At 73.2% G+C, this 16,537-nt stretch carries 16 protein-coding genes and 1 pseudogene; 6 read left to right on the forward strand and 11 right to left on the reverse strand.

The window, feature by feature from the left end; all coding sequences use genetic code 11:
* Positions 1-14 precede the first annotated feature (14 nt).
* Positions 15-2,825, reverse strand: a complete 2,811-nt coding sequence (locus ABZS58_RS12790; RefSeq protein WP_354780707.1) for a BTAD domain-containing putative transcriptional regulator — start codon at positions 2,823-2,825, stop codon at positions 15-17.
* Positions 2,826-2,972: 147 nt separating this feature from the next.
* A complete protein-coding gene (locus tag ABZS58_RS12795; RefSeq protein WP_354780709.1) occupies positions 2,973-3,968 on the reverse strand; it encodes a WYL domain-containing protein in 996 nt (331 codons plus the stop codon).
* Between the two features lie 106 nt (positions 3,969-4,074).
* Between ABZS58_RS12795 and ABZS58_RS12800 the strand changes: the two genes are divergently transcribed.
* On the forward strand, positions 4,075-4,470 hold the full coding sequence (locus tag ABZS58_RS12800; RefSeq protein ID WP_354780711.1) for a RidA family protein: 396 nt from the start codon (positions 4,075-4,077) through the stop codon (positions 4,468-4,470).
* Positions 4,471-4,566: 96 nt separating this feature from the next.
* On the opposite strand, the gene ABZS58_RS12805 is transcribed toward ABZS58_RS12800, so the two are convergent.
* From ABZS58_RS12805 to ABZS58_RS12835, 7 genes and pseudogenes are all read right to left on the reverse strand, one after another.
* The gene (locus ABZS58_RS12805; protein ID WP_354780713.1) at positions 4,567-5,190 is read right to left on the reverse strand and encodes a TetR/AcrR family transcriptional regulator; all 624 of its coding nucleotides are present in this window, start codon (positions 5,188-5,190) and stop codon (positions 4,567-4,569) included.
* 168 nt (positions 5,191-5,358) lie between these two features.
* On the reverse strand, positions 5,359-6,432 hold the full coding sequence (locus tag ABZS58_RS12810) for an aldo/keto reductase (RefSeq protein ID WP_354781017.1): 1,074 nt from the start codon (positions 6,430-6,432) through the stop codon (positions 5,359-5,361).
* 102 nt (positions 6,433-6,534) lie between these two features.
* A pseudogene (locus ABZS58_RS12815) lies at positions 6,535-6,702 on the reverse strand (ATP-binding protein); the annotation flags it as partial.
* A gap of 126 nt (positions 6,703-6,828) precedes the next feature.
* A complete protein-coding gene (locus tag ABZS58_RS12820) occupies positions 6,829-7,797 on the reverse strand; it encodes a hypothetical protein (RefSeq protein WP_354780715.1) in 969 nt (322 codons plus the stop codon).
* Between the two features lie 208 nt (positions 7,798-8,005).
* Positions 8,006-8,356 carry a DoxX family protein gene (locus ABZS58_RS12825; protein ID WP_354780717.1) on the reverse strand — a complete coding sequence of 117 codons (351 nt, stop codon included), beginning with the start codon at positions 8,354-8,356 and terminating at the stop codon, positions 8,006-8,008.
* Positions 8,357-8,444: 88 nt separating this feature from the next.
* A complete protein-coding gene (locus ABZS58_RS12830; RefSeq protein WP_354780719.1) occupies positions 8,445-9,185 on the reverse strand; it encodes a response regulator transcription factor in 741 nt (246 codons plus the stop codon).
* A 127-nt stretch (positions 9,186-9,312) separates the two neighbouring features.
* Positions 9,313-10,443 carry a cellulose binding domain-containing protein gene (locus tag ABZS58_RS12835; RefSeq protein WP_354780721.1) on the reverse strand — a complete coding sequence of 377 codons (1,131 nt, stop codon included), beginning with the start codon at positions 10,441-10,443 and terminating at the stop codon, positions 9,313-9,315.
* A 134-nt stretch (positions 10,444-10,577) separates the two neighbouring features.
* Between ABZS58_RS12835 and ABZS58_RS12840 the strand changes: the two genes are divergently transcribed.
* Entirely contained in the window at positions 10,578-11,231 is a 654-nt protein-coding gene (locus ABZS58_RS12840; RefSeq protein WP_354780723.1) for a hypothetical protein, read from the forward strand.
* A gap of 9 nt (positions 11,232-11,240) precedes the next feature.
* Here ABZS58_RS12840 and ABZS58_RS12845 read toward each other — a convergent pair whose 3' ends face one another.
* A complete protein-coding gene (locus tag ABZS58_RS12845) occupies positions 11,241-11,558 on the reverse strand; it encodes a hypothetical protein (protein ID WP_354780725.1) in 318 nt (105 codons plus the stop codon).
* Positions 11,559-11,654: 96 nt separating this feature from the next.
* Entirely contained in the window at positions 11,655-12,863 is a 1,209-nt protein-coding gene (locus ABZS58_RS12850; protein ID WP_354780727.1) for a helix-turn-helix transcriptional regulator, read from the reverse strand.
* Between the two features lie 240 nt (positions 12,864-13,103).
* On the opposite strand from ABZS58_RS12850, the gene ABZS58_RS12855 reads away from it, so the two are divergent.
* From ABZS58_RS12855 to ABZS58_RS12870, 4 genes are read left to right on the forward strand one after another with little or no spacing between them, the layout of a single operon-like run.
* A complete protein-coding gene (locus ABZS58_RS12855) occupies positions 13,104-13,802 on the forward strand; it encodes a SigE family RNA polymerase sigma factor (protein ID WP_354780729.1) in 699 nt (232 codons plus the stop codon).
* Positions 13,799-15,079 carry a hypothetical protein gene (locus ABZS58_RS12860; RefSeq protein WP_354780731.1) on the forward strand — a complete coding sequence of 427 codons (1,281 nt, stop codon included), beginning with the start codon at positions 13,799-13,801 and terminating at the stop codon, positions 15,077-15,079. Before ABZS58_RS12855 ends, ABZS58_RS12860 begins: the two co-directional genes overlap by 4 nt.
* Positions 15,061-15,840, forward strand: a complete 780-nt coding sequence (locus ABZS58_RS12865) for a nucleotidyltransferase domain-containing protein (protein ID WP_354780733.1) — start codon at positions 15,061-15,063, stop codon at positions 15,838-15,840. The genes ABZS58_RS12860 and ABZS58_RS12865 overlap by 19 nt, the downstream gene beginning before the upstream one ends.
* 14 nt (positions 15,841-15,854) lie before the next feature.
* The gene (locus ABZS58_RS12870) at positions 15,855-16,523 is read left to right on the forward strand and encodes a hypothetical protein (protein WP_354780735.1); all 669 of its coding nucleotides are present in this window, start codon (positions 15,855-15,857) and stop codon (positions 16,521-16,523) included.
* Positions 16,524-16,537 lie beyond the last annotated feature (14 nt).

The following is a 16,537-nucleotide window of genomic DNA, read 5'->3' on the forward strand; positions in this document are numbered from 1 at the left end:
GAGGCCCACGCCGTCTATGTATGGGTCGGCTCGGGCTGTGTGCGGGCCAGCCCGGCGACCTTCGCCCGCACGGTCCGCGCGTCCGGGTGGCCGAGCGTCGCGAGGAGCTCGGCGGCGCACAGCCAGGCGGTACGGGCGTCGGCGGTCCTGCCGAGCGCGGCGAACGTGTCACCGAGGTGCCCGGTCACGACCGCCTCCAGGTAGCGGTCGCTCTGCTCACGCAGCAGCACCACCGCCTTGCGGTAGCAGCGGATCGCCTCCTCGGGCATGCCGCTGCGGTGCCGCGAGTACGCGAGGGTGTCCCAGGTGATGCCCTCGCCGTGCCGGTCGCCGAGCCGCTGGTGCAACGCGATCGCCCGGTCGCAGCATTGCACCGCCGACGCGTGCTCGCCGAGGTGCGCGTGGTGCCAGCCGAGCGCGTTGAGCGTCTGCGCGCGGCCGTGGTCGTGGCCCGCCTCCTCGAACGCGGCCAGGGCGCGCCGGTCGTCGGCGATGGCCCGCTCCGGCCGGCCCTGCCACGCCGACACCCGGGCCATGCCACGGTAGGCGAACCCCTGGCCCGCGAGGTCGCCCCGCCGCAGGCACGCCTCCAGGGCCGCCCGCAGGTGGACGCGTGCCTCGTCGAAGCAGCGCAGCCACGTGTACGCGCGGGCGAGCCCCCGGTGCGAGTGCGCGATCCCCGTGTCGTCGCCGAGCCGCAGCGCCGAGCGCAGGGCGGCCTTGTGGACGTCGACCTCCGCGTGCCAGTTGCCGCGCTGGTCGAGGATGAAGACCATCGCCCACGCGAGCTGCCACGCGTGCCGGTGGAAGCCCGCGCCGTCGGCATACCTGACGGCGGACCGCAGCACCTGGTCCTCGGCGGCGAACCACGCACGGGCGCGACCGCTGTCCGCAAACGTCTCCGCCCGGACGCCCGGCAGCGGCTCCGGCAGCCGCAGCGGGTCGCGGAGCGGTTCGAGGCGCAACGCCGCCCCGCAGGCGCTGTGCACGTAGTGATCGAGCAGCCGCGCCGTGGCGCCGGCGGTGTCGCCGGCCCGTTCGATGCCGTACAGGCGGACCAGGTCGTGCATCCGGAACCGGCCCGGGACCTCCTCCGCGATGAGACTCGCGTCGAGCAGCTCCCGGATCGCGGCCCGCTGCGCGGCGGGATCGCAGCCGGTCATGCTCGCGGCCGCCGCCGCGCTGACGTCCGGTCCGGGGGCTCGGCTGAGATCGCCGAACAACCGCCCGGCTTCCGGCGACAGGTGCCGCACCGACCCGGCCATCGCCGCGCGGAGACTGACCGCGAGGTCGCCGGCGTCGAGCGCGTCGAGCCGGGTCCGGCGGGCGCGCAGCTCGGCGACGAGGCCGGCGATGCGGCAGTGCGGGTCGGTGGCCGCGCGCGCCGCGACGATGCCCAGCGCCAAGGGCAGCCCGCCACACAGCGGCAGCAGCGCCTCGACCGCCTGTGGCTCCGCCGCGACCCGGGCCGCACCGAGCCGGGCCCGGAGCAGCTCGGCCGCGTCGGCGCCGCTCATGCAGCCGAGGGTCACGGTCCGGGCGCCGTGGGCGGCGACGAGCCCGGTCAGCCGCCGCCGGCTCGTCACCAGCACCGCGACCGCCGCCGACCCCGGCAGCAGCGGCACGACCTGCGCGCTGTCGTGGGCGTTGTCCAGCAGCACCAGCATCTTCCGGCCGTCGACGAGCCGCCGGAACAGCGCCGCCTGCTCGTCGAGGCCCGCCGGGAGGGTCTCCGCGGCGATGCCGAGCGCGGCCAGAAACGCCCTGATGGCGGCGGCGGGGCACAGCGGCTCGCCGGCCGGGTCGAAGCCGCGGAGGTTCACGTAGAGCTGCCCGTCGGGGAACCTGCGCCGGTGCTCGTGCGCCCACCGCAGCGCCAGCCAGGTCTTGCCGATCCCGCCGGCGCCCCCGATGACGACGATCGCCGCGGTGCCGTCGTCCACGCCGGTGCCGGTGGTGAGCGCGGCGGTGAGCTCCGCGAGATGGCCGTCCCTGCCGGTGAACGCGCAGGGTGCCGCCGGCAGCTGCTGCGGCGCGGTGGTCGCCTGCCGCGGCTCCTCCGGTTGCCGCGGCGTCACCGGTCGTCGCGGCGCGGTCAGGGCCGGGTCGGCGAGCAGCATCCGGCGGTGCAGGCGGCGCAGTTCGTCGCCCGGCTCGATGCCCAGGTGCTCGGCCAGCTCCCGGCGCAGCCCGTCGAAGCGGCTCAGGGCTTCGCCGCGCCGGCCGCACCGGTACAACGCCAGCATCGCGGCGCCGGCGAGGCTCTCGTCGAACGGCTCGGCGTCGGCCCTGGCGATCATGCCGTCGACCACGGTCGCGTGCAGCCCGAGGCGCAGCGCGAGATCGTCCCTGGTGCGTTCCGCGGTCCGGCGGCGGCGGTGCAGGTCACGACGGACCGCGTTCAGCCACGGCGTGTCGAGCCCGCCGAACGCGTCCCCCGTCCACAGCCGCAGCGCCGCGTCGAGCAGTTCCAGCGCTTCGCCGTCGCCGGTGGTACCGGCGCGGCGGACGAAATCGTCGAACAGATGCAGGTCCACGCCGAGCGGGTCGATCTCCACGACGTATCCGGCCGGCCTGCGCAGCACCGTGCACCCGCCGACGGCCAGGGTCTGCCGCAGCCGCGACACGTAGCTGTAGAGCGCGTCCCGCGGCCGGCGGGGGAGCCGGTCACCCCACGCCCGGTCCAGCAGCACGTCGACCGGCACCGGCCGCCCCGGCTCCACCAGCAGCGCCGCCAGCACGCACCGCTGCCGCTCATGCCCGAGGTCCACGGCGACCTCGCCCACGCGCGCCGCCACCTCACCGAGCAGCCGAATGTGCATCATCGATTCATCACCTCCCCCTGTACCTGCTTCCACGGTCGAAGCGCGCACTTGGTAAGGCCGTTGGCTGTCGACAACCCGACGCCGTCCCAGTCCCGCACGCGGCGCAGGGGCACGCGTGCCGGGCAGGATCCCGGCGGTTCCGCGTGCCTACATGTCGGTGACGGCGGCGTCCGGCGCGGGTCGGTAGCGGGCGGCGACGGCCGTGGCCCGGCGGTGCAGGGACGCGCGCAGCCATTGCGGGGCAAGGGCTTCGGCGTTCGTGGCGAGCTGCCACAGGGCCCATTCGGCGTGCCTGGAGTCCTGGAAGGCGACCTCCATCCGCAGCCAGCCGTCCGCCGAGGGTGCTTCGGTGAGGACGGCCAGCGCGGTGGCGACCAGGTCCTCGCGGCGGGCGGGGTGCAGGCGGAGCCGCACGACGACCTGGTCGCCGCCGGTGCGGAAGCGGGTGCTGCGCTCCTGCCAGGCGCGGTCCAGGTCGACCCGGTCCGGGCGCCGGGCGGGCTCGGGGAGTTCCTCGGCGGCCAGGACGCGGGACAGGCGGTAGGTGCGGTCCGCGCCGGCCCGCGTCGCCAGCAGGTAGCCCTGCTCGCGGACGGTGACCAGGCCGATCGGGTCGACCGTGCGCCACGTCGGGGACCGGTCCACCGGGGCGTAGTGGATGCGCAGCCGGTGCCCGGCGAGGACCGCGCGCCGGATCGCGGCCATGGCGGTGTCCGGCACGTCCTCCGCGGCCAGGCGACGGGCGAGCAGGTCGGTCTCCGGGTCGATGAGCAGCCGCTGGGCGGCGCCGGCCGCGGTGGCCCGGTAGTGCTCCGGCAGCGCGTCGAGGACCTTGCGCATCGCCGACGCGAGCGCCGAGCCGAGCCCGAACGCCTGCGCGCCGCTGCGTGAGCCGGCGACCAGCAGGGCGAGCGCCTCGTCGTGGTTCAGGCCGGTGAGCTCCGTCTGGAAGCCGGGCAGGAGCGTGAACCCGCCGTGCCGGCCGCGTTCGGCGTAGACCGGCACACCTGCCGCCGACAACGCCTCGATGTCGCGCAGGACGGTGCGGGTGGAGACCTCCAGCTCGCGCGCGAGGACCGCCGCGGACAGCCGGCCGCGCCGGCGCAGCAGCAGCACCAGGGAGACCAGGCGGTCGGCGCGCATTCGCAGAACCGTACCGGAATACACGACACAGGATGTCGTCATTCATTGCGAGGCTCATCCCGTACGACGCGCAGGACGTCGGAGACGAGCGAGTGGAGATGTGGCAGTGGAACGTACGGCGGTCAACCCGTGGACGTGGTCGGTGGAGCTGGGTTTCAACCAGGGTGAGGTCGTCTCCGGGCAGACCCGGACCCTGTACTGCTCGGGGCAGACGTCGACGGGCGGCGACGGCAGACCCCGGCACGACGGTGACATGGCCGCGCAGCTGGCGTTGAGCCTCGACAACCTGGAGGCGGTGCTCGGCAAGGCCGGCATGTCCCTGGCGAACCTGGTCCGGCTCAACGTCTACACCACCGACGTCGACCAGCTGTTCCCGCAGTACGGCGTGCTGGCGGCGCGGCTGGGTGCGGCAGGGGTGGCGCCGGCCACGACGATGCTCGGCGTGACGCGGCTGGCGATCCCCGGGCAGCTGGTCGAGCTCGAGGGCACCGCCGTCGCCTGACAACGGCCTGACCACCCACGCTGCTCGTGCCGGGCCGACCGGCACGAGCAGCCGGCCGCGGCTGGTCATCGAGCCAGGCGGGGCGCCCCAGCCGCACTACCGCCCTTCCGGTCCCGTGACCGCCCGGACCGCTGTGCCGGCGCGGAGGGCGGTGAGGGACAGGTCGAGGGCCGCTTCGAGATGGTCGGTGCGGCCGGTGGCGAGCAGGAGCAGGACGCCGCCCTGGATGCCGGCGAGCACGGCCGCGGCGGTGCGGCCGGCGTCCACGACGGCCGGGACGTCGCCGGTGGTCTGCAGATGGCGGATGCCGTCGGCGATCGCCGTCTGCCAGTGGTGCATCAGGCCGGTGACGATGGCCTGCGCCGCCGGGGTACGCCGGCCGACGTGGCCGAGCAGGATGTTGAGCGGGCACTGGGTGCCCTGCTCGCGGTAGCGGGCGACCAGCCGGTCGCGCCACTGCTCCCACGCCGGCCAGGAGGTCAGGTCGCCGAGCATCGGCTGCTGGTCGGCGAGGACCCTGTCGGCCTCGTGCTGGGCGACGGCGAGCAGCAGCGCCTCCTTGCCGGACGGGAAGTAGTGGAAGAGCTGGCTCTTGCTGGTGCGGGTGCGGGCCAGCACGTCCTCGAGGCGGACCTCGTCGACGCCGCGTTCGCGGATCTCCGCGGCGGCACCGGCGACGATCCGCGCCCGGGTCTGCGCGCCCTTGCTCGTCAGCGTCATGCGGGACCGACGTCCGCGACCCGCGGCAGCGCGATCGCTGCCTTGTGGCCGACCATTGTCTGCTCCTTCCGGGTGGTACCCCCGTGATGCCCCGTGGGATCCGCTGGCGGCGCTCGCGCGCGGACCCCGGGACCGCCCCCAGGGTAGGTTCCCCGCGGGCGCCCCGGGTCACGCGCCGTTGAACACGGGTGGCGCGTAGCCGGCGGGCTTGTCGCCGATGCCGAGACCGGGGCTGACGATCCACGACTGGTACCGCGGCGTGAACATCGCGTACGGCGGGACCAGTGACAGCTCACCTGCCTCGTCCAGCAGTTGCCGCAACGACCCGGGGAGCTCGAAGTCGAGCGCGGCCAGGTTGTCGTCGAGCTGCCCGACACTGCTCGCGCCGATGACCGCCGACGCGACACCCGGCCGGTTGACCACCCAGTTGACGGCGACCTGCGCCATGCTGCGCCCCAGCTCCCCGGCGACGCGTCCGAGCGCGTCGATCACCTTCCAGTCGGCGTCCTTGGCGGCACTGTCGGCGAGCCGGCCCTCGCCGGTCAGGCCGCCCTCGCCGCGCCGGTACTTGCCGGTGAGCAGGCCGCCGCCGATCGGGCTCCACGCGGTGATGCCCATGCCGAGCGCCTGCGCCATCGGCAGGTACTCGGGTTCGATGCCGCGGGCGATCAGCGAGTACGGCAGCTGCACCGTGACCATCGGGGTGAGCGCGTGCGCCTCCGCGTAGCTCTGCGCCCGGGCCGCGTACCAGGCGGGCACGTCGGACAGCCCGGCGTAGCGGATCTTTCCGGCGCGGACCAGGTCGTCGAACGTCCGCACGACCTCTTCGACCGGGGTGATCCGGTCCCACGTGTGCAGCAGGTACAGGTCGAGGTGGTCGGTGCCGAGCCGCCGCAGCGACGCCTCCAGCGCGCGGATCATGTGTTTGCGCCCGTTGCCGCCGGCGTTGGGGTCGGTGGGGTCGACGGTGTTGGTGAACTTGCTGGTCAGCACGAGCCGGTCGCGGACGCCGGCGGCGGCGATCAGCCGGCCGAGGATGCGTTCGCTCTCACCGGCGGTGTAGAAGTCGGCGGTGTCGACGAAGTTGCCGCCCGATTCGACGTATCGGCGGAAGATCGGCTCGGCCTGCTCGGCGGTCCTGCCGTACGCGGCGTGGAAGCCGCCGACGCCGAAGTTCATGGTGCCGAGCGCCAGCCGGCTGACCCGGAGCCCCGACCGGCCGAGCAGGTAGTAGTGGTGCATGATGCGGTCCTCTCGGGTGCGGGCGGCCAGGACCGGCCGCCGCCACCGACTGTGCCGCGAGAAAAATGGACCTACCAGTCCAGAAGTGGCGGCCTCCAGGTCGACGGTGAAGACCGAGCCGCCGCCGGGGTTCGGCTGGTGGGTGACGTCACCGTGGTTGGCCTGGGCGAGGTTGCGCACGATGTACAGGCCGAGCCCGGTGCCCTTGACCTTGCTGGCGTCGCGGTCGGCGCGGGTCAGCCGCTCGAACAGGCGGCGCCGGAACTCCTCCGGGACGCCCGGCTAGCTGAGCGGGCAGCCGCACCGCAACGAGTGCGCGGCGGCCTGCCGGTGCATCGCGACGGAGAACGCGACCGGGGGCACGGTGCCCGCGGCCGCTCGCCTACATCCTCACGGTCAACGCAGTTGCGGCAGGAAGCGGTGCCGGGCGAGCGCCGCTGTCGTCTCCGCCGCGAGCGCGCCGACGAACGCGGTGATCGCGAGGATGACGACCCAGGCCCAGATCCGGTAGCCCGGCGGGTGCGCGTAGGCGACCCAGTGCAGCGCGAAGGTGGCGACGGCCGCGTAGGGGAAGGCGAAGGCCCAGAATCCGGAGCTGAAGTGCAGCCGGCGGTACACGCCGATGAGCCGGAGCTGGACGATGACCGTCAGCAGCGAGAAGCCGGCGAGCCCGAGGGCGACGGCGTCGACCTTGCCGTGGTTGACGGCCAGGTACGCCAGGCCGGCGAGGGCGGGCGGGGCCGCCTGGATCGCCAGGGTGGGTTGCAGCTGCGGGGGGAGCGGGGGGCGGAAACACAGCCTGGCCAGCACGATCGACTCGATGACGAGCCACGACACGAGTCCGAGGCCGAAGAGCACCCGGGCGGGGCCTGACCAGCCGGCGAGGGCCGCGCCGATGGTCGCGATGAGCCCCCCGGCGACGGCGGGCAGCACGTATCCGGGGTGCAGCTTGTCCAGGTCGAGGCCGCCGGCGATCCACTGGCCGGTCAGCCACCCGGCCAGCACGATCGTGACGATGGCGAACACCCCGAAGAGCCACTGACCCGCCGCGCGTTCGTGCCGCATCAGCCCGATGGCCAGCAGCATGCCGACGATCGGGATCAACGCGACGAACGGTCCCAGCGCCGGGTGGGACAGCTCGGCGGTCCAGCCGCCCGGTCGCCGCGGCACCTGCATGACGTACCCGGCGAGGAGCGTCAGCCACACCGCGGCCGCCAGCACGCACAGGATGTCGGAGACGAGCGCGGGCGCGAACCGCAGCACCGCGGCGTATCCCCAGCAGCCGGCCAGGCCGGTCAGGCCGTATGCGATGCCGAACAGATTCGGCGTGATCCCGACGCCTGGCTCACTCGTCCGTGCGTTCACCGCGGCACGCTACCCGGCGATCCAGCGGTTATGCCGCGGGTGCGGCCCGGCACGATCTTTCGTGTTCGGGCGGCGCCGCCGTGCCGACGCCATACGCTGGAGGACGGTGAGCGTGCGACGGCGCGCCCATGGTGTGCGGACCATGGGCGCCTTTGGCGGGCTCTTCGGTGGGCGTGGGCGCACGACGGGCGTGGCCGCCGCGGTCACGTCACCAGTTGTGGGCAAGGCCCACCGCGAGGGTGGCGACCACCGTCACGGAGAACACCGCCCATCCGACGAGGTCGCGCGACCCGACCCGCAGGTGCGCGACGAGGGCCCCGATGAAGTACAGCACCAGCCCGGCCGCCGCGATCGTCCCGACCACCGGCACCGCGAACCCCGCGAGCAGCCCCAGCGACCCCGCGGCCAGCAGCGCCCCCAGCACCGGCACGAACTTCCGCGGGATCCGCTTCAGGTCGGCCTGCGCCTTCGGGTATTCGTGGCCGATGAGGTACGTGACGGCGGCGCTCCCCGTGAGGAACGCGGCCACGATCGTGAGCGTGACATAAGCAGCAGACATGCGTCCAAGGACGCCCGCCGTCCCCGGAACGTGACACCCGCCGATGTGACCTGCCCCACTGGGCTGCCCTGGATCCGGCCGGGCCGGCTCACGCGCGCTGCAGGACCGCCTCGGCCTGCAGGACCACGGGCTCGAGCTCGGTCTCGGTCCTGGTCGGCAGCACCATCGTGTAGCCGACCTGCCGCACGGTGCCGATCATCGACTCGTACTCGCTGCCGAGTTTCGCCCGCAGCCGCCGCACGTGCACGTCCACGGTCCGGTGGCCGCCGAAGTAGTCGTACCCCCACACCTCGCGCAACAACTGGTCGCGGGTGTAGACCCGGCCGGGGTGCTGGGCCAGGAACCGCAGCAGCTCGAACTCCTTGTAGGTCAGGTTCAGCGCCCGGCCTTTGAGCTTCGCGGCGTACGTGTCGGGGTCGATGCTCAGCGCGCCCGCGGTGATCTGGCTGTTCGCGGCCCGGACGGCGGCCTTCGCCGCCTGCGTGGCCAGCCGCAGCCGTGCCTCCACCTCCGTCGGCCCGGCACCCGCCAGGATCACGTCGTCGATGCCCCAGTCCGCGGCGACCGCCACGAGCCCCGACTCCTCGACCACGGCGAGCACTGGCGTGCGCAACCCGCTCGCCCGCAACGTCCGGCAGAAGCCGCGCGCCTCGGCCAACTGCCGCCGCGCGTCCACGAGCACCACGTCGGGCTCCGCCCCGGACGCGCACTCCCGCACGTCGAACCCGGCCACCCGCCGCGTGTGCGCCAACAGGTCCAATGCCGGCAACACCCGCGCCGCGGGCACGAGCACCGGCTGCGTCACCGCGGTCACCACCAGGATCTCCACACCGCGCAGCGTCCACCCCGAATGTTTCCGCTTCCGTCCTCCGCCATTACACGCGGCGCACGGATGGGCCGGTGCCGGGTCGGTCGCCACCAGCGTGGACCGGCACGCTGGTGGCACCCTGCCGACGTCAGGTGAGCGTGCAGGTGACCGCCGGGGCGGGGTTGGTGGTGTTGTTCCAGCTCGCCAGGAAGCCGAACGACGTCGACCCGGACTGCGGCAGGCCGCCGTTGTACGAGACGTTGCGCGCGGTCACGGTCGACCCGGTCTGGGTGACGGAGGCGTTCCATGCCTGGCTGATCTGCTGCCCGCCGGTGAAGCCGAGCGTGACCGTCCAGCCGGAGGACGCGACCGCCGAGGTGTTGCGCACGGTGACCTCACCCTGGAACGCCCCGCCCCACTGCGAGGTGATCCGGTACTCAGCGGTGCACCGGGCCCCCGCGGACGGGGACACGGACCGGGACGGCGACGGGGACACGGACCGGGACGGCGACGGTGTCACGGACCGGGACGCGGAGGGAGAGGCCGAGGCGGTGGGGGTCACGCCGTCCAGCACCCGCGTGACCACGGGAAACCACCGGTCCGCCATCTTCTGGAAGCCGGCGTCGTTGGGATGCACGCCGTCGCCCGTGTCGGTTGCCGCATCGAAGCCCGTCCAAAGGTCTGCGACGACGACCGGGGACTGCGCCGTCGTCAGGCCCGCCGCCCAGCCCGGCAGCGCCGAGTTCAGCGCCACCACGTCCGCCGGGCAGGTCGCGCACGCGCCGGCGCTCATCGGGATGATCTGCGCGACGATCACCTTCACGGCCGGGTTCTGCGCCCGCATCTGCCCGACCAGTTTCGTGAACGCTGTCAGTTTCGTCGCCGTCGGGATGTACCCGCCCCACATGTCGTTCGTGCCCAGATGCATCAGTACGACATCCGGACGGGCCGCGGCGAGCCATGGCGGCAGCTGATTGTTGTCGGCGATCCCGGTCGCCGAGAACCCACCGTGCCCCTCGTGGTCGAAGTCGTAGGCGTACCCGGGATTGCAACCGCCGCCGTCGGACACCCCGCCGACGAAATCGATGTTCGTATACCCGCTGGTCTGCAGCCGCTGCCACAACTTGGCGCGCCAGCATCCCGGCCCGGCGGTGATGGAATCGCCCAACGGCATGATCCGCACCGGCGCCGCCGCCGAAGCGGCCGGCCCTGCCACGACGAAGGAAGCCGCGACGATGAGGGCGGCGAGGGTGGCGTACAACATGGAACGCGAAGACATGAGCGCGAACTCCTATGGGAGAGGGGCGTGCTGGGGGACTGCACCGGCCCGGCTCCCATGGCATCGTGCGGCGTCGATGCTACCGCACGGACCCGCTCGCGTTCGCTGCGGCTGCCCCGGTACGGTGTCGCCCCGTGGGCGCTCTCGGTTTGCACATCGGCTTCGCCGGCACCCCGTCCGACGCCGGCGCGCTGCTGCGCGAGGTCTGGGACATCCTGGCGGACCGCATGTCCCGGCTGGCGGACACGTCGGCCGGCGAGGAGATCCTCTCGCACTACCTGCACTTCCAGGAGTCCGACGGCTTCGCCGACGGCACGTGGTCCGCCGCCGCGGACGCCCTGCTGTACTCGTTCGGCGACGCGGCCGGCCTGTGCGTCGTGGAAATGCACGCCTGTCAGCACTGGGCGTCCATGACCGTCCTGGACCGCTGGCCGGCACTGACGGAGGCCGCCACCCGCCACGGCGTGGACCTGACCCCGCCGGTGGCCGGAGACGTCGAGGAGGCGCTGCGCTCCCGCCTGGCGGGCGGCGCCGGTGAGGTCTTCTTCCACCACTTCACCGACCCGGGCCAGGAACGCCTCGGCCACACGATCGCCACCGCGACCCCCGCCGACGACCACGAGCTGCGCTTCTACGCCCTCGACGAGTCCACCCGCCCCCTGTCGGCGACGGGCGGGGACCGCGAACGCATCACTGACCTCATCACCACCGGCGTGTGCGCCTGCGACATCTGCCAGAACCTGCGCTACTTCCGCGGCCTGCCGACCGCCCGCCACCAGTACGAGTAGGCCAGCTCCTCAGGACAGCTCGGCCACAGCGCGCCACACCGCGTCGGCCGAGTGCAGGGGCAGCAGGATCGTCGTGTCGGCGACCGGTTCGGCCAGATACCACGGCACAACCGTAGGCAACGCCAACGCCGCCAGCTCGATGTGCTCATCGCTGCCGTCCGGCTCGGCGAACTTGTGGATGAAGATGCCGACGGCTGGGTCGCCGCGCTTGATGATCAGCGGGTCCGAGCGGTGCCACCGTTCGAACTGCTCGCTTCGGTCGCCTTCCACGCCGTACGCCGTGCATGCGTTGCGTGCGCACCAAGCGGGGTGAACCTGGACGTCCATTCGACACTCCTGCCACGACGCCGCGCTCTCCGCCGGGCACGGCCGTCCCGCTACCTTCCGGTATGCGGAGCGTGGCAGTGGGTAGAGTTCGTACCCCTAGGTCGGCAGTCCCAGCCCGACCGCCAACTGCTGTGCGGCGGGGCGCACCTGGGTGGGACCCTCGAGCAGGTCGAGGGTCATCCTTCGGGCATATCCGTTGTATCGGACCGTTTCCGGTGCGGACGCGAACGCGTGCGTGAGGGCGTCGGCCGTGGCCCCGTGGTCGCGGCGAAGGTGATGAGCGCGGGCGACCTCGACCAGGTGCCGCGCACGGCGTGGGCGTGACGGGATCGACGCCGCGGCGGTCCGGTGGGCGGCGCGCAAGGCCTCTCCCGGCTGGCGCAGCTCCACCGCGACCGTTACCGCGTGAGCGCCCATGATGACCCGGCTGAACGACGTCCACGGCTGGTAGTGGCCCTGTGGAAGGCGGTCGGCGACCCGGCCCGCCTCGTCGAGGAACCGCAGCGCGGTGCCCGCCTCGCCGGTCCGTGCGGCGGTGAACGCAGCCTCGAACCGCAGCGCGCCGGACAGCGAGACGAGTTCGGCGTCGGCGAGGTGCCGCTCCACGAGGGCGAGGCCGTCAAGGTTGATGCGCATCGCAGCGTCCCAGTCGCCGGATTCGCGGTGTGCCTGGACGTGTGCCCAGGTGGCCCCGGCGATGGCGCGCGGATCGCCGGACTCCTGCGCGGCGAGCATCGCCCTGTCGATGGACCGCCACAGCAGGTCGGCGGCGGGCAACTGGTAGGCGAGATACATCTGCGTGAGGATGTACACCTCGGTCAGCAGCGCGAGCGCGCGGCGCCGTTGCGCACCGTCGTGGACCCGGGCGGCGTGCTGGGCGTCGCGCAGCAGGCCGGGCAGCAACCGGGCAAGAGCGGTCCGATGGTCGGGTGAGCCGTGCCGGACGCGCCATGCCGTGGCAAGCCGATCCGCCAGGTGCTCCAGTGGTGGTGCCGGTGCGTCGGGAACGGAGAAGGTGTTCATCGCCGAGCGCACCTCGGCGAGGCCCGTATGGCTGGGCCCGTCGAACGCCTCGCCGGGCGCTTCGGTGTTGTCGAGCAGGTCGGCGACCGTGACGTTGACGGCAGTGGCGAGCCGGTTGAGCATCGGCAGGCGCGGTGGCAGCAGCCGGCCGTTCTCGACCGCCTTGACCCACTCGGCGGACCGCCCGACCAGCCCGGCCACGACCGTCCGGGACTTGCCGGACCGCTGCCGATAGAACTTCAGCTTTTCGCCGACGGTGAGATCCGGCTGCGCGTGCTGCATGGCGACCCCCGTGGAGTGGGTGGACCAGCGACGGTGACGAACACCTCGATCGTAGCGTCATCGCGGGACGGGCAAGCTCCATGACGAGCTCGGCAGACCCGCCACCCGCCGTGTACGCCGCCCTGGGCCGGCGGTAGGGCGGCCAGTTGTGTCAAGTTCCGTTAAGGCCGGTCCGGACGGCTGAGGCTCGATGCAGGGGGATCGCCGCGGTGGCGGTCCGGCCGGCACGAGGAGGAACTCATGACGACCGTCGAGGCGAAACCGCTGACCGACGAGCAGCTGCGGGAGCTGACGATCCGCGCGGGGATGCTGCTGCGCTTCCGGCGCCCCGGATCCGAGGTTGACAGAATTGGCCGGGGACTGACCCTTTCCGGCATCGCCGTGCATCTACTGGTCAGAGAGGCCGTGGGTAGGCCATGGAAGGGGACCGCACGGGTGGAGGCCGACGATGAGCGCGAGTACGTCGAGTACGTCAGGTCGCGGCTGCCCAGGCTGTACCGGGCCGCGTACCTGGTCCTCGGCGACGGGCACCGGGCCGAGGACGCGGTGCAGAACGCGCTGACGACGCTGTACCGGCGCTGGTCGCGGCGCGGGCAGCTGGACAACCTCGACGCGTACGTGCACACGATGGTGGTGCGGGCGTGCCTGGCCGACCAGCGCCGCCCGTGGGCGAAGGTCTTCCTGCGGGCCGAGGCGCCCGACGCGGCCGTCGAGGGCGGGGACACGCTCGTCGACGACCGGCTCGCCATCCGGCAGGCGCTGCGCCGGCTGCCGGAGCGGCAGCGGCTGGTGATCGTGCTGCGGTTCCTGTGCGACCTGCCGATCGCCGAGGTCGCGGCGGCGATCGGGCGGTCGGAGAACACGGTGAAGAGCCATACCGCGGCGGCGTTGCGCACGCTGCGGGACATCGGCGAGCTGCGGCTGAGGAGTTCCCTGTGAGCGCCGAGGAGACCCTGCGCGCGTACGCGGCCGGGGAGGACGTCACGCCGACGCTGCTGAGCGCCGAGGGTGTGATCGTGACCGCGCGCCGGAAGGTCCGCAACCGGCGCCTGCGCATCGTCGCGGCCGCCGGGGTCGCCACCGCGCTGGTCCTCGTCGCGGTCGCGGTCGCGGCGCCGGACCGGCACACCCAGCCCGCTCCGCCGAGGCCGTCGCCGTCAGCGGTACGGCCGACCGACCCGCCCCTGACGTGCACGGCCGAGCCGCTGCCCGCGCCGGCCGGGGTCGACGCGGCACGCCGGGTGGTGACCACGATCGACCCGTCGGGGAAGTACATCGTCGGCCGGTACTCCTCCGGCACGAACACCTCCGGCCTGCTGCTCTGGACCGACGGCGGGCTGAGCCGGCCCGCCGCGGCGAGGTCGTTCTCCCCGATCGCGGTCAACACCCGCGGCGTCGTCGCCGGCACCGCCCCCGGCAGTACCGGCGCGAGGCAGGCGGCGGTGTACCGCGACGGCAAGGTCAGCATGCTGCCGACCCCGGCGGGCACGATGTTCAGCGCCGCCCGGGGCATCAACGCGCACGGCGACATCGTCGGCGTCGTCTCCGGCAACGACCTGCCGAAGCTCGGCGGCAGCACCGAGGACCTGCCGGTCCTGTGGCCCGCCACCGGTGGGTTCAAGCTGCTCGAGTCCGGCCGGGCGGACTGGTGGCAGCACGAGGCCAACGCCATCTCGGACGACGGTGTCATCATCGGTACCGTGCGGATCCACCGGGACGTGTACGTCCTCAGCCGGCCGTTCCGATGGAACGCCGACGGGACGGGCGCCATGCTCCCGATCCCGGCCCCGGAGGAGAACGAAACGACCGGGGCGACGGCGATGGCGGGCCCGTGGGCGATCGGTCCGGGCGGATACGATCACACGCTGTCGTCGTCCGGCCCCGGGCTCGATCCGCCGGCCGGATATCTGCGATGGAACCTGGTGTCGGGCGGGTTCGAGAAGCTGGACGGGTTCGCGCCGCTCACCGTCAGCGCGACCGGGGTCATGATCGGGGTCGGCCGCGACGCCACCGGCACGCCGTCGGTCTGGCGCGGCGGGACCGTGACGCCGCTGCCGGCCCTGGACCCGGCCCGGGCACCGCTGCTGCTCTCCGCCGGCATCACCGCTGACGGTGCCACCGCGGTCGGGACCCTGATGCCGCCGCAGCTGCAGACCGACCTCGACCTCAAGGGACCGTACGACATGGTGCGCTGGACATGCCCGACCACGCGGTAGCCCTCGCCGAGTTCGGCGCCGGGCTGCGGGCCCTCGGCTGGGTCAGCGACCTGCTCGTCGCGGGTTCGCTGGCCACCGGCGACTACCTGCCGGGCGTCAGCGACCTCGACCTGGTCGCCGTCACCGACGGACCCGTCGGCGACGCCCGGCAGGCGGAGCTGACCGCGCTGCACCGGCGCCTCGACGCGACCACGGCCGCGGGCCTCGACCTCGGCTGCGCCTACGTCTGCGCCGCCACGCTGGGTGACGCCGGTGCCCTCCACCCGACGTGGACGCACGGGCAGCTGGTGCGGCGCATCGTGTCGGGCGTGACCAGGGCCGAGCTGGTCCTGCACGGGTACGCCACCTTCGGCCGCCGACCGCGGGAGCTGCTGCCGGCCATGACCGGCGACGACGTCCGCGACGCGGCCCGCGCCGAACTGGTCGGCTACTGGACGTGGGCGGCCCGCCGGCCGTGGATCTTCCTCGACCCGATGATGGCCGATCTGGGGCTCACGTCGATGGCGCGTGGCCGGTACGCGCTGCGGACCGGCCACCTGCTCACCAAGAGCCTCGCCGTCGAGCAGGCCGCCGCCCCCGGATGGCTCGTCGGGCAGCTGCGGGCGCGGCGCCGCGGCGAGGCCGTCACCTCACCGCGGCTGCGCACGGCGTGGATCGCGTGGCGTGACACCCGCCGCACCACGCGGGCGGCGCACCGGCCCCCGCGTTGGCTCACGCGATTCTTGTCGTACCCCGGCGTTATCTTGGCGGCCTCAGGTTGATGCGAGGAGGTCCGGTGCGGGCAGAGGATTCGCCGTTTCGTCCATTCTGGTGGGGCCTCGGCCGGGACACGTGGCACACCTACGGCAGGTATTCGTTCGAGGAGCTGCCGCCGGTGCCGTTCCCGATGACCGGTGACCTGGCGTGGCTCGCCGCGCAGCCCGCACCCGGCGAATGGGGGATCGGGTCCTCGCCGGCGGCCGAGCTGCCGGCGCTGGAGGCCGCCTGCGCGGCCGGGGGCATCACCCTGCCGCCGGCGTTCGTGAGGTTCCTGGGCGATCCGGCGCTGCAGCAGCGGGTCCGGTCGTGCACCGCGTGTTATGTCGACGTCAGCGAGGCGCCGGTCCGGGCGCCTGGCGCCGACGGCTATCTGGTCAGGTTCCTCGCCGACCAGCAGGGCTGCCTGTTCTGGTATCTGTATGTCACCGCCGACGGCAGCGACCACGCCGTGCTGTGCTCGCCGGAGTTCTACGACCCGGACGAGGACGAGTCCGAGGATGCCGAGGGCGGGCCGGAGGCGCTCGTGTTCTGCGGCGAGTCGTTCGAGACGTTCCTGTGCCGGTTCTGGTTGGAGAACGAGTTGTGGTTCGCCGACCACGACAAGGGTCCGCTGCCTGCCGTGGACGCCGACTACATCGGCCGCTATCAGACGATCCTGGCAGGCGGGCACTCCGTGACCGGATAGCCACCGCCCGCGCC

Origin of the sequence: Dactylosporangium sp. NPDC005555, from assembly GCF_040605635.1 — a bacterium.
Lineage (GTDB): Bacteria > Actinomycetota > Actinomycetes > Mycobacteriales > Micromonosporaceae > Dactylosporangium.

Bases quoted from the DNA above. Each gene is read 5' to 3' on its own strand.
- ABZS58_RS12795 (WP_354780709.1), bottom strand. From the start codon at position 3,968: ATGCGCGCCGACCGCCTGGTCTCCCTGGTGCTGCTGCTGCGCCGGCGC.
- ABZS58_RS12790 (WP_354780707.1), bottom strand. From the start codon at position 2,825: ATGATGCACATTCGGCTGCTCGGTGAGGTGGCGGCGCGCGTGGGCGAG.
- ABZS58_RS12825 (WP_354780717.1), bottom strand. From the start codon at position 8,356: ATGTCTGCTGCTTATGTCACGCTCACGATCGTGGCCGCGTTCCTCACG.
- ABZS58_RS12850 (WP_354780727.1), bottom strand. From the start codon at position 12,863: ATGCAGCACGCGCAGCCGGATCTCACCGTCGGCGAAAAGCTGAAGTTC.
- ABZS58_RS12865 (WP_354780733.1), top strand. From the start codon at position 15,061: ATGCCCGACCACGCGGTAGCCCTCGCCGAGTTCGGCGCCGGGCTGCGG.
- ABZS58_RS12855 (WP_354780729.1), top strand. From the start codon at position 13,104: ATGACGACCGTCGAGGCGAAACCGCTGACCGACGAGCAGCTGCGGGAG.
- ABZS58_RS12810 (WP_354781017.1), bottom strand. From the start codon at position 6,432: ATGCACCACTACTACCTGCTCGGCCGGTCGGGGCTCCGGGTCAGCCGG.
- ABZS58_RS12805 (WP_354780713.1), bottom strand. From the start codon at position 5,190: ATGACGCTGACGAGCAAGGGCGCGCAGACCCGGGCGCGGATCGTCGCC.
- ABZS58_RS12845 (WP_354780725.1), bottom strand. From the start codon at position 11,558: ATGGACGTCCAGGTTCACCCCGCTTGGTGCGCACGCAACGCATGCACG.
- ABZS58_RS12835 (WP_354780721.1), bottom strand. From the start codon at position 10,443: ATGTCTTCGCGTTCCATGTTGTACGCCACCCTCGCCGCCCTCATCGTC.